At 29.4% G+C, this 14,439-nt stretch carries 11 protein-coding genes; 8 read left to right on the top strand and 3 right to left on the bottom strand.

Going from position 1 to position 14,439, the window contains the following annotated elements:
- Nucleotides 1-5: 5 nt before the first annotated feature.
- From KDK92_RS18450 to KDK92_RS18425, 6 genes are all read left to right on the top strand, one after another.
- Nucleotides 6-704 carry a response regulator transcription factor gene (locus KDK92_RS18450; RefSeq protein WP_250860865.1) on the top strand — a complete coding sequence of 233 codons (699 nt, stop codon included), beginning with the start codon at nt 6-8 and terminating at the stop codon, nt 702-704.
- Nucleotide 705: 1 nt separating this feature from the next.
- On the top strand, nt 706-1,641 hold the full coding sequence (locus KDK92_RS18445; RefSeq protein WP_250860864.1) for a sensor histidine kinase: 936 nt from the start codon (nt 706-708) through the stop codon (nt 1,639-1,641).
- A gap of 17 nt (nt 1,642-1,658) precedes the next feature.
- The gene (locus KDK92_RS18440) at nt 1,659-3,434 is read left to right on the top strand and encodes a hypothetical protein (RefSeq protein ID WP_250860863.1); all 1,776 of its coding nucleotides are present in this window, start codon (nt 1,659-1,661) and stop codon (nt 3,432-3,434) included.
- A gap of 120 nt (nt 3,435-3,554) precedes the next feature.
- Nucleotides 3,555-4,481 carry an ABC transporter ATP-binding protein gene (locus tag KDK92_RS18435; RefSeq protein ID WP_250860862.1) on the top strand — a complete coding sequence of 309 codons (927 nt, stop codon included), beginning with the start codon at nt 3,555-3,557 and terminating at the stop codon, nt 4,479-4,481.
- Nucleotides 4,474-5,169 (top strand): ABC transporter permease, encoded by a 696-nt coding sequence (locus tag KDK92_RS18430; RefSeq protein ID WP_250860861.1) that lies wholly within the window; start codon nt 4,474-4,476, stop codon nt 5,167-5,169. Before KDK92_RS18435 ends, KDK92_RS18430 begins: the two co-directional genes overlap by 8 nt.
- A 219-nt stretch (nt 5,170-5,388) precedes the next feature.
- On the top strand, nt 5,389-6,366 hold the full coding sequence (locus tag KDK92_RS18425; protein WP_250860860.1) for a GNAT family N-acetyltransferase: 978 nt from the start codon (nt 5,389-5,391) through the stop codon (nt 6,364-6,366).
- Nucleotides 6,367-6,414: 48 nt separating this feature from the next.
- Here the strand turns inward: KDK92_RS18425 and KDK92_RS18420 are convergent, their stop codons facing one another.
- Nucleotides 6,415-8,436 (bottom strand): LTA synthase family protein, encoded by a 2,022-nt coding sequence (locus tag KDK92_RS18420; RefSeq protein WP_250860859.1) that lies wholly within the window; start codon nt 8,434-8,436, stop codon nt 6,415-6,417.
- A 274-nt stretch (nt 8,437-8,710) separates the two neighbouring features.
- Here KDK92_RS18420 and KDK92_RS18415 point away from each other — a divergent pair, with 274 nt between their 5' ends.
- Nucleotides 8,711-10,162 carry a DEAD/DEAH box helicase gene (locus KDK92_RS18415; RefSeq protein ID WP_250860858.1) on the top strand — a complete coding sequence of 484 codons (1,452 nt, stop codon included), beginning with the start codon at nt 8,711-8,713 and terminating at the stop codon, nt 10,160-10,162.
- Nucleotides 10,163-10,241: 79 nt separating this feature from the next.
- Here KDK92_RS18415 and KDK92_RS18410 read toward each other — a convergent pair whose 3' ends face one another.
- Nucleotides 10,242-11,414: a formylglycine-generating enzyme family protein gene (locus tag KDK92_RS18410; protein WP_250860857.1), complete on the bottom strand. Its 1,173-nt coding sequence runs from the start codon at nt 11,412-11,414 to the stop codon at nt 10,242-10,244.
- 257 nt (nt 11,415-11,671) lie between these two features.
- On the opposite strand from KDK92_RS18410, the gene KDK92_RS18405 reads away from it, so the two are divergent.
- Nucleotides 11,672-13,423 (top strand): DUF4153 domain-containing protein, encoded by a 1,752-nt coding sequence (locus tag KDK92_RS18405; RefSeq protein ID WP_250860856.1) that lies wholly within the window; start codon nt 11,672-11,674, stop codon nt 13,421-13,423.
- Nucleotides 13,424-13,488: 65 nt separating this feature from the next.
- Here the strand turns inward: KDK92_RS18405 and KDK92_RS18400 are convergent, their stop codons facing one another.
- On the bottom strand, nt 13,489-14,400 hold the full coding sequence (locus tag KDK92_RS18400) for a hypothetical protein (protein WP_250860855.1): 912 nt from the start codon (nt 14,398-14,400) through the stop codon (nt 13,489-13,491).
- Nucleotides 14,401-14,439: the final 39 nt, after the last annotated feature.

Below are 14,439 nucleotides of genomic sequence, written 5' to 3'. Positions count from 1 at the left end.
ATGCTATGGAAAATAAAATACTTCTTGTTGAGGATGATAGATCTATTAGTGAGATGGTGAAAAATCACTTAGAAAAAGAAGGCTTTCTGGTTCAAGTTGCATTTGATGGACAAGAAGCTGTTAATAAATTTTTAAAAGAATCTTTTGATCTAATTGTACTTGATTTAATGCTTCCTAAACTTAATGGAATGGAATTCATGAGATTAATTAGAGAAAAAAGTCTGATTCCTATTATAATCATGTCAGCTAAAGATAGCGATGTTGATAAAGCTATTGCTCTTGGAATGGGTGCAGACGACTATATTTCTAAGCCATTTTCATTGATTGAACTTTTAGCAAGAATAAAAGCCTCAATAAGACGCGCTAATATTTATTCTAAACCTGAAAATAATCAGAGAAAAAATATTATTGATGTAGGAGATTTGAAAGTAGATTTAGACAATTTTTCGGTAACTAAAAAAGGAGAGGTGCTGAAACTTACGTCTAAAGAGTTTGAAATACTTAAATTATTTATAACTAATCCAAAGAGGGTGTTTACCAAGGAACAGATTTATAATCTTGCTTGGAATGAAAGTTATTTTGGGGAGGAAAGCGTTATCAATGTGCATATACAAAGATTAAGAAAAAAAATTGAGGATTATCCTTCTAGCCCTAAATATATAAAAACCCTTTGGGGAATTGGATACAAGTTAGGAGAGGTTTAAAATGATTATTATTCTATTGGTGATTATTGTTATATTAATAGGTGTAATTTGTCTCCAGTATTTTTCTATAAAGGAACGAAATAAAAATTTATCTTATATTGAAAAGAAGCTTGAGAGTATTATACTAAATAACACCTCAGAAAAATTATTGGTTGTTACTGAGGATGAGTATTTGACCACAATTTTATTTCAGATTAATAATATTTTGGAATATAATCAAAAAATTATTGTTAATCATAAAAGAACCCAGGAATCAATGAGAAAAATGCTTTCAAATATTTCTCACGATCTTAAAACTCCTCTTACAGTTATTATAGGGTATATAGAAACATTAAGGGTAAATGATAATTTAAGTGATGAGGAAAAAGATATATTTTTAGCAAATGTACAAAACAAAGCCTCAGAATTATTGCAGTTAATTAATCAATTTTTCACACTATCAAAGATAGAATCAGGAGATAAGGATATTCCTATTACAAGAATTAATATAAATGAAATCTGTAGAAAAAATATTCTATCATTTTACGATATTCTAACAAATAAAGGATTTGAGGTTAACATCAATATTCCTTCTGAAAATATTTATGCTTTAGCCAATGAAGAAGCTATGGATAGGATACTAAATAATTTATTATCTAATGTTATTAAATATGGATATGAAGGAAAATGCTTAGGAATAGATTTAAGTTGTGGTGAAGAGGCGGTATATATTGATATTTGGGATAGAGGAAGAGGAATTGATGAGATACATAAAGACAGAATTTTTGAAAGGTTATATACTCTTGAAGATTCTAGAAATAAAGAGTTTCAGGGAAGTGGTTTAGGGTTAACCATAACCAAAAGACTTGTTGAAAAGATGAATGGAGAAATAACTTTAAGTAGCATTCCCTATGAGAAAACTACTTTTTCTTTAAAATTAAAAAGGATTAGCTATTGATGAAAGGTGAGGATGATATGAAAGGGAAAAGTATATTAGTGATGGTAATGGTTATATGTGTAACAGCAATCATTATTACTAAAGGATTACAAGGTGGGGAAAAACAGAAAGTAGAAATAGAAAAGCCTAAAGTAGAAATAAAAGCTAAAAAAGTAACGAAAGAGGATTTTAAAGAAGAAAAAACAAAAGAAGAAAACGCAAAAGAGGATGTAAAATCAAAAACTAGACAAGCAAAAGTTTACGATGATGATTCCTTTATAGAAGTGTGGAAAAAAGTTATTAAAGATAAAAAATCAAAAGAGCAAATGGAGACAGAAGGTGTAAATATATATCCTTTCTCTGAAATAATAGGAGTAGAAATTAAATTTGGATATAAAAATCATATAGGAGAGATAGTGGTTCCAGCACAATATGATGAGACTTTTCAAGTTAAGAATAATTTTTTTTCAAAGGTGTTAATGAATGATTTATATTATTCTTTTGATTTAAGAAATAAAGTTGTAGGAAACACTGGTTACAAAGAACTTTATTTTGCAGATGAGGATGTTGAGATTGGTTTAAGTGAGGATAAAAATGGAAATAAAGTTTTAAGTGTTGTAGATGTAAAGAGTGGTCACAATAAGAAAATTAATAATATTGAATATGTTGATGTAAAAGATAAAATTCTAATTGCATGCTTAAAAAATAAAGAAAAGATTGTTATAAATAAGTGGGGAAATGAAATATGTAGAGGTAAGGAAGAAGATACTGTATATGAGCTAATTGGAGATGGAGTTTTTGTAGAGAGGCATAGTGGAGCACAAATAAACAAAAGTGAAGTATATATGGTTGATGGTACTTTTGTGGGTGAAGTGGATAGTTGGTACTATGGTTTTGTTTGGAGGGCAGAGGATTACCAGATGAAACTTGAAGTTGAAAAAGATGGATATAAATATGAGAATAATGAAATTATCGTTAATGTGAAAAAGGATGGAGCTGAAAACAAAGTTCGTAATAATCATAAGGATAATGAAGTTACATACCTTGGGAAAGGAATTGTTTGGTATATTGAAGATTACTTGTGGCAGGGACAGGCTAGAGTGAAATTTTATGTTATTCATGATTTAAAAACTGGTAAAAAAACAGAAGAAATATATCATAATGTTCTCAGAATTGATGAAAATAGAATTCTTGGAGTGCTAAGTGATGGTATTCATATTATGGACAACAACCTGAACATACAAGAAGAGAAAAAGATGAGTTTCTACGAAAAATACTATAAAAAAGGAGATATATTAATTGGAGAAAATAAAACCAGTTGTTGGGATATTACAACGAATATATATCTTAATTTGGATGGAAATATCCTTTGGGAAGACAACATTAAAAAGATAAAGGAAGATGAGAGAGAGTATGAGGATATTAAAGAACCTTATTATAAAAGTATAAATAGAGTTAATTCTTTAAAGACAATAGTTAGGCAAGAATTGTTATCTGATCAGGATAAAAAATTGAATGAATTTATTGAGAAAAATATAATTGAAGAAATTAAGAAAGAGCCAGAAGTATCTGAAGAAGAATTAGAAAAAATAATAAGGAATGAATTAAAGGAGAGTGGAAATTCCAATAGTGATAAACGTGAGATTAACGTTGAAAGACTATGTTTTGAGTTTTCTGAGGAAGGGATTACTATCACCAAAGAAGCATATGGCAAAAGCTGTGGCGACTGGCATATGTATATTACAATTCCTTTTGAAAAATTAAGTCATATTCTTAACAAAGAAAATGAAATCGTAAAGAGGATTTTATATTAATTGTAAAGCTAATAACCCTATATAAAGTTATAACTTTAGAAATTTGTTAGATTTGCTTAATAAATAAGATAAATTCAAAATGTACAATAAATACATAGGGTAGTTGAAAGGAGAATTTAAATGGAATATATATTAAAAACATATAACTTAACTAAAGTTTTTGATGGGAAAGAAGTAGTTTCAAATGTAAATATGAATATTAAAAAAGGTGAAATATATGGTTTTTTAGGACCTAATGGAGCGGGGAAGACAACAGTAATGAAACTTATAACTAATCTTCTTAAGCCAACTGTAGGAGAGATAGAGATCTTTGATGAAAGACTAACTAATACCTCCTATGAAGCATTGAAAAGAATGGGTACAATCATTGAAACACCAGTTTTTTATGAAAAATTAACTGGAAGAGAAAATTTGGAGATGCATTGTGATTATATGGGATATCATAATAAAAAAACTATTGATGAAGTATTAAAAATGGTGAATTTGAGAGGCGTTGATCAAAAACCTGTTAAAGCTTTCTCTCTTGGTATGAAGCAGAGACTGGGGATAGCTAGAGCAATAATTACAAAACCTGAATTGTTAATATTAGACGAGCCTATTAATGGACTTGATCCAATGGGAATAAAAGAATTAAGAGATTTATTTAAAATGCTTAGTACTGAATATGGTATAACCATATTAATCTCAAGCCATATATTAAGTGAGATAGAACAAATTGCTGACACAATAGGGGTTATTAATGATGGAAAACTAGTAAAAGAGGTTTCTATGGAAAATATCCGAAAAAGCAATTTTGAATTTATTGAGATGGCAGTTGAGGATACATCAAGGGCAACTTATATATTGAATAATAAACTTAATATATCTAACTTTAAAGTAATGAATGATAATTTAATAAGAATTTATAATTCAAATATTACACCAAATAAAATTTCGGAAACATTAATTTTAAATGGGGTATCAATAGAATCTATTACAAAAAAAGAAAGTTCTTTAGAGGAATATTTCTTAAAGTTAACAAAAGAAGGAGGTTTGGTGAATGTTTAATTTGATAAGACTGGAACTTAAAAGATTTAATATGAAAAATAAAATAATGGTAGCGGCAATCTGTAATTTATGTATATTCGCATTATTATGTTTGATATTTTTCGCAGAGAAAGCGGAAGGGAAAACAGCATTTGAAAATTATAATCTGATAGTCACTATTATTATGTCTATTATAAACGTTACTTTTTTGATTTACGCAAGTGTTCTTATAGCTAAACTTATAATATCAGAATATAAGAATAAAACAATAACTTTATTATTTACTTATCCAATAAATAGGAAGAAATTATTAATTTCAAAATTAATTATTATAGGTGTTTTTACATTTATAAGTATTATACTTTCATCAATCTTTTTATGTACTAGCATGTATATAATCTTAGTAATCACTAAAACGATTACTTTTAAAGTTACATCTAGTATAATAACTAAACAAATAATAGTCATCTTGATTTCGGCATTAACAAATTCATGTATATCTATGATACCTATATACTTTGGTATGAGAAAAAAATCAACTGTAGCAACAATTGTATCAGCATTTTTAATAGCATGTTTCTTATATTCTAACAATGGTGGATTTACATTATCATCAATTATCATAATACCTATAATAATGATGTTCATTGGTATTTTTGTAGTTTATATGACATTTAGAAATATTGAAAATGAAGATGTTATTGTATAGTATTAAGCATTGAAGGATGAATAATAGTTTAAATGTGGTATAATTTCAATATAAAGATAATGAATTATATATAAGAAAGGAGTGTTGTTGTAATTAAAAAAACTCTAAATTTAACAAGAACAACAATTAAGAAAACCGCATTTAAGAATTAAGTAATCACTATAAATTTTTAGAAAATAATATTTATCATATAAAAAGATAATATGGAGGTTACTTAATATGAAATATAATGCTAAAAATATTAGAATAGAAGCACTTGAGGAAAGACATTTAGATAATATTACGGATTTATTTATTGAAAACTATAAGGAAATGCGTATAAAGAGTTCTATTGTACCGGCGAAATATACTGAAAAGGAAAATGTAATTGGGTTATTAAAACATATAATTGAAAAGGGTTATGGTATTGTTGCAATTATAGAAGAATCAATTGTAGGTTTTATATCATGTTTTGAGTTTTCTAAATTTAAAAGTTCTAATAAGGGAACATTCATACCTGAATGGGGACACGCAGCTATTAAAGAAAATAGACAGGAAATCTATCAAATGATGTACGAAAGTATTTCTTTAAAATGGCAGGAAGAGGGATGTGTTTCTAGCTGCATAACATGCCTTGAGCATGATAGAGAAGTTATAGATGGCTTGTTCATGAATGGTTATGGAATGTTAGTTATAGATGCTGTTAGAGAGCCTAGGTGTATTGAAAACTGTTCAGTAAATGCAATAATTAGGCAAGCCACTCATAAAGACATAAAAGAAATTGAGTATTTAATTAAAGAACACAAAGAATACATGGCTAAAGCTCCAATTTGTTTGAATATTAATGGTGGTGAAACTTCAGGTAACATTAAGGATTGGTTAGTTGATGATGAAATCACTCTCTGGGTAGCAGAATATCATGGAGAAATAGTGGGTATTATGAAAACTGTCATTAATGGAGATAATGCATGTACCATCGTACAAGATATGATGACTGTGAGTATTCACATAGCCCATATTACTGATAAAGCTAGAGGGTTAGGTATAGGAAAACATTTGCTTAATAAGGTTAATGAGTGGACTATTACTAATGGATATGAGAGAATATCTGTTGATTTTGAGTCCATGAATATGAGTGCTCGTAGATTTTGGCTAAAGCATTTTGAACCTGTATGTTATTCACTAATCAGATATTTTGATGATAGAGTAGTGAAATAAAAAATAATGGATAATGGATAATGTAGAATTGTTCTCCATTATCCATTTTCAATTCTCCATTTCTTTTAATATTTTATTATAGTAGTCGGTTTCAAGTATCTTAGCAGAATAATGAAATTTACTGTTTACTATTGTAGAAATTCTCTTAATATAGTCTTCATCAAATGTGGCGCCTTCTTTTGAAATAAATTCTCCTGTTTTCGAATTATAGCGGCCTTTATCAGTTATGAAACTTTTGTTTAGAAATAGAACTAATGGTTCGGAATCCGAAAATATATCTCGTCCCATAAGGAGCCTTGAATCATATTCTAGACCAAGGATGTTGGAAAGCGTTGGAATGATATCAAGGCTTGAACAAGGTTTATCTATAGTAGTAGGCTCCATTCCCTTTGTATACAATATAAAGGGACTCTTGAAGAGTTCAAAGTTCTTTTCTACAGGGTGACCAGCAAGTTCTTCGAATGTTTTATCTTCAAGGCCATAAGGGTAATGATCTGCACTAAGAGCTATAAGTGTTTTATCTGCAATTCCCGCTTCTTCAAGGGCATTTAATAAATATGACATAGCTTTTTCAAGTTCTAAATTGCAGGATATATATGCCTTGGCTTGCTCTGAATATGGTAGATCCTTAACTGTATCTCTATTTTTCAATGACATTGAGTTTCCATTAAAGGAGTATTGCATATGACCACTTACAGTCATGTAATATGCGTGAAAAGGTTGATTATTAATATAGTCTGACACTGTTTTTTCCATCATCTCAAGGTCTGATTCAGGCCAAGTCTTTTTTACATTAAGACCATTTCCAAGGCCTTTATATTCATATCCCATATTAGGATGAGAAATATTACGTTTGTAATAGGTATAGCTATGATTATGATAAGCCATTGTCTTATAGCCTATATTTTTAAACTGATTTCCCATTACAAAAGGCATATAGTTGTTTCCAGATTTATAAAAGCTCCAAACGCCACTCTTAGGAACAAGGCTTGTACATGCTACATATTCGCCATCAGAGGTGCTTACGCCCCATATAGGGTTATAAAAGTCTGTAAAATTATAACCGTCATGAATCATTTTGTATAGTGTTGGAGTAAGATCCTCACGTACAGCATAAGGAGAAAAGCTTTCAGCGGTAATGAGTATAAGATTATACCCCTTATATTTTCCAGTGTACTCGTTTTTTGTTGTGGGTTGTACTATGTTGAAATATTTATGCATGTCTTTTATAACTTCATCTTTTTCATTGGAAATGAGATTTTCAAAATCTATATTCAATGTATTATACTCTAGTTTTTCTTTTTTAATAGTATTACTAGAAACACACGCTAAGTTACTTGAGTCTAATGGTTCCATTACCTTTACATGAGTGTTTACTTTAGTTTTTACTGGAGGAGAGGAAAGTAAATCTAGGGATGATGAGTCGAAGACAGGTGACCAGCCTGAAATTATTCTTTGTAAATCAATTCTCATAGTTGTAATTAATCCTAGCTTCTCAACGGAAAGGATGGGATTATCGGTTTTAAAATATAGGTCATAGGGTGAATTTAATGTTCTTTCACCAATATAAACATTAGCAAGACCTATAACATGTGATAAAAAAATGCAGCTAACTAGTACTACTCTATAAGACCATTTTATTTTTTTAAAGGATAATATTTTCTTTCCAAAAATGAGAATCAGTATGAAAGGTAAAAAAATCAATATAATCCATATGAAATTTTTAGCTAGGAGTGTTATGATATCTTTCCAAAATTCAAAAACCTGAGAGGAGTTTCCAGCAGAATATAAGCTGTAGAATGTCCTAAAAAATTTGAAGTAAATCAGTTGGGAAGAAAAAATCAATGCTGATAATCCAAGGAAAATAGATCCCAAGATGTAACAGATTTTATCTTCAAAAAAGCTACAGATAATATAAAAAATAATTGCTAATGAAATGGAAAATAAAAAAGAAAATATAAATCCAGAGGAAAAAAATTCTCCTGTTGTACATAATCTTAATATGGTTTCCATAAAGAATAATGCTATTATAAAATAAAATACTAAGTTCACAGTTTTAATAAATTTCATCATAATTATAATCACCTCTCATTACATATTATAGTATTTAATGTAATAAAATACCACAGTGATGTTTGCATAACTCAAATATAAATTTGGAAAGATATCATTATTTGTTCTCTATTAATTGCTTATTATATATATTATTTAGATTTTATTTGTAAGTAAAGATGTAGTGAGAGTGAAAGTATGATATACTCTGATGTATGCCAAAATATAAAGAGCAAATAATAGTAAAAAAACAATGTAAAATTAATATATAATATAAATGTGAGGTAATTAGATGAATAAAAAGAAATTTACTGACTTGGGGCTACATAATGATATCTTAAGATCATTAAAAGACTTAGATTTTAAATATGCTACAGAAGTTCAAGAAAAAGTAATACCATATATACTAAAAGATAAAGATTTGATAGTAAGAGCACAAACTGGAAGTGGTAAAACTGGAGCATTTGGAATACCATTATGTGAAAATGTGGATAGAAATTTAAAAGATCCCCAGGTGCTTATTTTAACACCAACGAGAGAACTTGCCGTTCAGGTGAAAACCGATATTGGGAATATTGGTAGGTATATGAAAATTAGATGTGCAGCTGTATATGGAAAACATCCTATGCGTATTGAAGTTGGGGAATTAAGACAAAGAGTTCATATGATTTCAGGAACTCCTGGTAGGGTTAATGCACATATAGAAAATGGTACTATAGACCCGCAAAAAATTAAATATCTTATAATAGATGAAGCTGATGAGATGCTTAATATGGGATTTATAGATCAGATGGTGAATATAATTAATAAATTGCCGAAAGAACGAGTTACATTATTGTTTTCTGCAACAATGCCAGAGCGAATTCAAGAAATATGCAAGTCATATATGTGCGATCCAATAAAAATTGAAATAGAAGCTGAAGAATCAACATTAGAAAAGATTAATCAGGTATATTATGAAATCGAAGAAAATAATAAATTTGATTTATTAAATAGATTAATTATTACACAAAGACCTGAAAGTTGTATTGTATTCTGTAACACAAGAGAAACAGTAAGGAAAGTACAGCGTTTCTTAAATAAAAATAAATACTTTGCAGAAGGTCTTCATGGTGGGATGGAGCAGGATATTAGATTACAAACAATTAATGATTTTAAAAGAGGTAGATTTCATTTTCTTGTAGCTACAGATGTAGCAGCACGTGGTATCCATATAGATGATATTTCACTTGTAATTAATTATGATATTCCAGTAGAGATTGAAAGTTATGTACATCGTATAGGGAGAACTGGTAGAGCAGGAAAAGGTGGAAGAGCTATAACTTTTGTAACTGAGAGACAGGAGCGTATGCTTGAAAAAATAGAAGAATTTGCTGGTGTATCTATTGAAAAAGCTGAAATTCCAACAGAGTCAGATGTGAGAGCAAGCAAAGAAGCATTTCCTAATATGTACAAATCAAAACCTAAAGTAAAGAAAGATAGAGCTGAAAAATTAAATAAGAAGATAAGTAGAATAAGATTAAATGCTGGTAAAAATAAAAAGCTTAGAGCTGTGGATATCATAGGAGCTTTATGTTCTATCAATGGAATTACTAACGATGATATTGGTATTATTGATATTCAAAAAACTTGTACTTATATTGAAATATTTGAAGGTAAAGGCGATATAGTAATGAAAGCACTAGAGAAGCTAACGATAAAAGGAAAGTCTATTTCATTTAAGAATGTTGGTCATAAATATTAGGATTTAGGATGAATTTAGGTGAACCGTACCATAAATAGGTACGGTTTTTTTTAGAGTGTGGTTAGGTATTCTTCGAACATTATTTTACTACTCTAAAGCCAAAATGGTCATTTCCAGCATGTATATATGCTGCATGAGTCCAATCAATGGACATAGTTTTATCAAAATAATTAAAAGATCCACCAATTAAAGATTTCTTGTATTGATTTTGTGTACTAAATTCAATGCTTTCATCAATAATTGGATTACGTTTCTCATCATCTATAAAAAATCTGTCAACAGTACCAAGTCTCTCATTTGGAGTCCATTCTGCCCATTCCTTTGTCCATTCCCACACATTTCCACCTAAGTTGTAAATACCATATGGGTTAGGTTCTATTGAGTCATAAGCCTGAGCATGTCCTTTATGAATTTGTTGAGGAGCTTGTGAATTGTACCAAGCAGAAGAATCTGTGGCGTTTCCATCATTGGTAGCATAACCAAAGTCTTGACCACCTTTTGCTGCAAATATCCATTCTTCTCTTGTAGGTAAATCATATCCATAATAATCAGCGAATTCTCTAGCTCCGTAATATCTGATAAAAGTTACTGGCCACTTCTTAATTTCCTCTAGCGTAGGAAGTAACTTGTCAGTATCGCCATTACCGTAGAACTGTCCTTCTCCATTATTAAGTTCAGCCCAGTCTGTAATACTGTCTACTACATTAGGATATTTTGATGAATCAAAATACTGATTCCAGTCAACTTTTGTAGGGTCAACAAGTATAAAAGAATCAGATTCTTTATCATATTCTATATAACATCTGTTAAGAGGATTTTCCATCTCATCAAGTTCAAAAACTCCATCTTTATTGTGGTCTTTTACTACTCTGCTTCCACTTAATTGAATCATAGAGTAGCCATCTGTAGTTTCTACTTCACCTTTCTCGCGGTTATAAACGATTTTATTGTCCTTATAAGCACTGTTTAAGTAATTAACATATTGGTCATTTGTGATTTCAGCAGTAGAAATTGAAAAAGTTTCTCCTCTATCCTCTAGCGTAACAAATTCAATACCTGCTTTGTTATCTATAGACAAACCAGTATCCTTTGTTTCTGTATTATTTTTTTCATTATTTGATGAGCTATTATCAGTTATTTCTATGCTATTTTTTTTATCTTTAGGCAAATCAGTTTCTTTATTTTCCGTACTACATCCGAAAAGAAAGACAACACTTGACAGTATGAGCACTGTAAGCAAATTCTTCTTCATTTTATCACTCCTTCATATTAGTTTTTAGCAACTTTAATTATTGAATTTGTACTTGAGTAAATAATAGCTTTTTTTTGTTACAATCCTATCACAAAGTTCTTAATTAATTCTTAATTTTTATGTTTTTTTAGATTGTAATTTTTTTTTCATTTTTTAAAAGTCAATTGATGATAGACTTAAAGAGCGAAATTTTATCAATGCAATCACATAGAAGTTTTATTTAAGAAATATAATATCGATAAGCAGAGGTGATGAAAATGAAGATAACCCAATTTTTAAAAAATATATTAAATGGCATCAAAGATAGTATAAGAAGATTTCCAGAAACCATAGGGATTTCAACAGCTTGTGTGATACTTCTTATTTATATCTCAGAATTGGGATATGGAATTAATAATGAACTTACAGAAACGCTTACTAGAGTAACAATGGTACTTGCTCTAGGAATTCCACTTTCATTATGTATTAAGCTTTATTTTGAAAGGTTAAAAGATTATAAAAAGATTATATTTTATGGAGCATATGTGGGGGGAGCAACACTACTAATTATTTATTATCATGTATTCCTTAATGATTTTGAAATGGTTTCAATAACAAGATATATAGGTATTAGTTTTATGCTTTATTTAATCTTTCTTTTTATACCGTATCTTCCCCAAAAAGATAACTTTGAGCTTTATGTTATAAGGATTTTTGCAAGATTTTTTACAACGGTTTTATATTCAGTTGTTTTATACCTTGGATTGGCAGCTATTCTAGTTACAATAGATCAGCTTCTTGGGATTAATATTAAAGGAGAAATATATTACTACAGTTGGCTTATTGTTGTAGGAGTATTTGCACAATCATTTTTTCTCGCAGGACTTCCACAAAACAATGAAGAATTATCTTTGAAGGATTACTCTAAGTTAATTAAGGTGCTTGTGTTATATATTATAATACCACTTATTTCAGTGTATACAATAATTCTTTATCTATACTTTGGAAAGATAATTATTACAAGGCAGTGGCCACAGGGACTTGTATCTCACCTTGTGCTTTGGTATTCAGCAATAAGTGCAGCAGTGCTATTTTCAATATCACCATTACTTAGCAAAAACACATGGATAAAAAAATATATGAAAATTTTTCCTAAGGCAATACTTCCACTTATAATAATGATGTTCTTGTCTATAGGTATAAGAATTAATGCCTATGGGGTAACAGAAAATAGATATTTTGTTGTGGCGCTAGGAATATGGGTGTTTTTTACTATGATATATTTCTCATTTAAAAGGAAGAGCAGAAATATAATACTCCCAATATCACTTGCAGCAATTATTTTTATATCACTTTTTGGACCCTTGAGTAGTTTTTCAATTTCAAAATACAGTCAAAATAAAAGATTTGAGAAAATACTTTTGAAAAATAACATGATGGTAGATAATAAAGCTGTTAAGGCAAGTTCAGATGTATCGAAGGCAGATGTAAGTGAGATAAGTAGTATCCTTAGTTACTTTGATAGGAATCACAGTTTAGAAGAGGTTAAGACGCTGCCTAAAGGCTTTAGGCTTAAAGATATGAAGATGATTTTAGGCGTAAAATATAATGATGATTATTATTACAATGCTGATGAATATTTTTACTTTGATGTATTAGATAATGCTGAAGCTATAGATATAAGAGGATATGATTATTTATTTGATTTAAGAAATGAAAGGTTTCAAAAGTTAAATGATATTTCTCTTAGTGTAAACTTCAATGATGAATCAAGCATACTTAGTATAAAGGAAAATGGAGAAGAAGTTTATAGAAGAGAATTAGGGGATTTTGCAGATGGACTTGTAGAAAAATATGGTGCTAATCAGAATAACAAAAGTCTTTCTGTAAATGAAATGTACATTGAAGATGAAAATGATAAATTAAAGGTTAAAATTCAATTTTCCTATATATCAGGAAATAAGAAGGTTTCAACAGGAAAAATTGAATCAAGAAGATTTGGATTTAATGTTTTTGTTAAAGTTAAGTAATTACTTGGGATCTATAGTGGTAAACTATAGGTCTCAAGTTTTTTTAAAGAACTATATGGGCATGTTTAATCTTCAAAACCAAAAGCTACCATACATGCATATAACCCTTTCATTGCATGAACCTGTCCGCCGTAGTGATTATTGTTACAAATATTAAATTTACCATTTGGTGCTTGACACTCAATCATATATTGGAGGCTTTTCAAACTTTTAGGTCTACGACAATCCATAACATATTGATCTAATATATGCCCAGTAGCAAATGCTTCTCCCTTGAATCCCCAATACTCATTATCAATCATTATTGATTCGTAAAATTCAAACACTTGATCAAGAACATCCTTGTATTTGTATTTCATAAATTCTCTTGGATACATTTGTTTTAATACTATTAAGGAAGGCGCCAAGTGTAACAATAAATCATTTGGAGCAACTCCTGGACATAAGTCTTCAATCTGTGTTTCTTCTCTCCATTTTTCAATAGCATCATCCATTAATGACTTTATTGAAACTAATCTACAATCTGCAGTCCTCCACTTTTCATATACTGATACTCCACCGTAAAGTAAAGATTGGATTCTTATACCAATACTATACTGATCATTATCTGGATAATATTTTAACCAGTCTGTAAATTCATTAATAGTATATCCTTTTAATTCAACAAGGTGAGCCTCTTTCATACCGATTATAGCTACCGAGGTTTCATGTCCTTCTGGATATCCAAGACATACTGGATTCTCTGGATACTCGGGATTATATAATGCATCAACACCAACACCAAAGTAATCAGTGCTAATGCATATTGATTCTATAACTTTAGACAGGTAGCAATAATAAACACGCTTTCCAAAATTCTTAATAATGAAAGGTTTCAAATTACCAATAAGAACTAATCCATGTGGCTCATGCCATTTTTTAGGCTGAGACATAGCAAAAGATAATCCCTTTAATAATGCTGTTTTTGCAAAATTCATTTTACACATAAAATCATCCTATCATAAATACAGTAAATA

This window comes from Oceanirhabdus seepicola (assembly GCF_023684385.1).
Lineage (GTDB): Bacteria > Bacillota > Clostridia > Clostridiales > Clostridiaceae > Oceanirhabdus > Oceanirhabdus seepicola.
This window is presented reverse-complemented; position numbering and strand designations above follow the sequence as displayed.

Excerpts from the sequence above, each read along its gene's own strand:
- KDK92_RS18450 (WP_250860865.1), top strand. The coding sequence starts at position 6 with ATGGAAAATAAAATACTTCTTGTTGAGGATGATAGATCTATTAGTGAG.
- KDK92_RS18445 (WP_250860864.1), top strand. The coding sequence starts at position 706 with ATGATTATTATTCTATTGGTGATTATTGTTATATTAATAGGTGTAATT.
- KDK92_RS18440 (WP_250860863.1), top strand. The coding sequence starts at position 1,659 with ATGAAAGGGAAAAGTATATTAGTGATGGTAATGGTTATATGTGTAACA.
- KDK92_RS18435 (WP_250860862.1), top strand. The coding sequence starts at position 3,555 with ATGGAATATATATTAAAAACATATAACTTAACTAAAGTTTTTGATGGG.
- KDK92_RS18430 (WP_250860861.1), top strand. The coding sequence starts at position 4,474 with ATGTTTAATTTGATAAGACTGGAACTTAAAAGATTTAATATGAAAAAT.
- KDK92_RS18425 (WP_250860860.1), top strand. The coding sequence starts at position 5,389 with ATGAAATATAATGCTAAAAATATTAGAATAGAAGCACTTGAGGAAAGA.
- KDK92_RS18420 (WP_250860859.1), bottom strand. The coding sequence starts at position 8,436 with ATGAAATTTATTAAAACTGTGAACTTAGTATTTTATTTTATAATAGCA.
- KDK92_RS18415 (WP_250860858.1), top strand. The coding sequence starts at position 8,711 with ATGAATAAAAAGAAATTTACTGACTTGGGGCTACATAATGATATCTTA.
- KDK92_RS18410 (WP_250860857.1), bottom strand. The coding sequence starts at position 11,414 with ATGAAGAAGAATTTGCTTACAGTGCTCATACTGTCAAGTGTTGTCTTT.
- KDK92_RS18405 (WP_250860856.1), top strand. The coding sequence starts at position 11,672 with ATGAAGATAACCCAATTTTTAAAAAATATATTAAATGGCATCAAAGAT.
- KDK92_RS18400 (WP_250860855.1), bottom strand. The coding sequence starts at position 14,400 with ATGAATTTTGCAAAAACAGCATTATTAAAGGGATTATCTTTTGCTATG.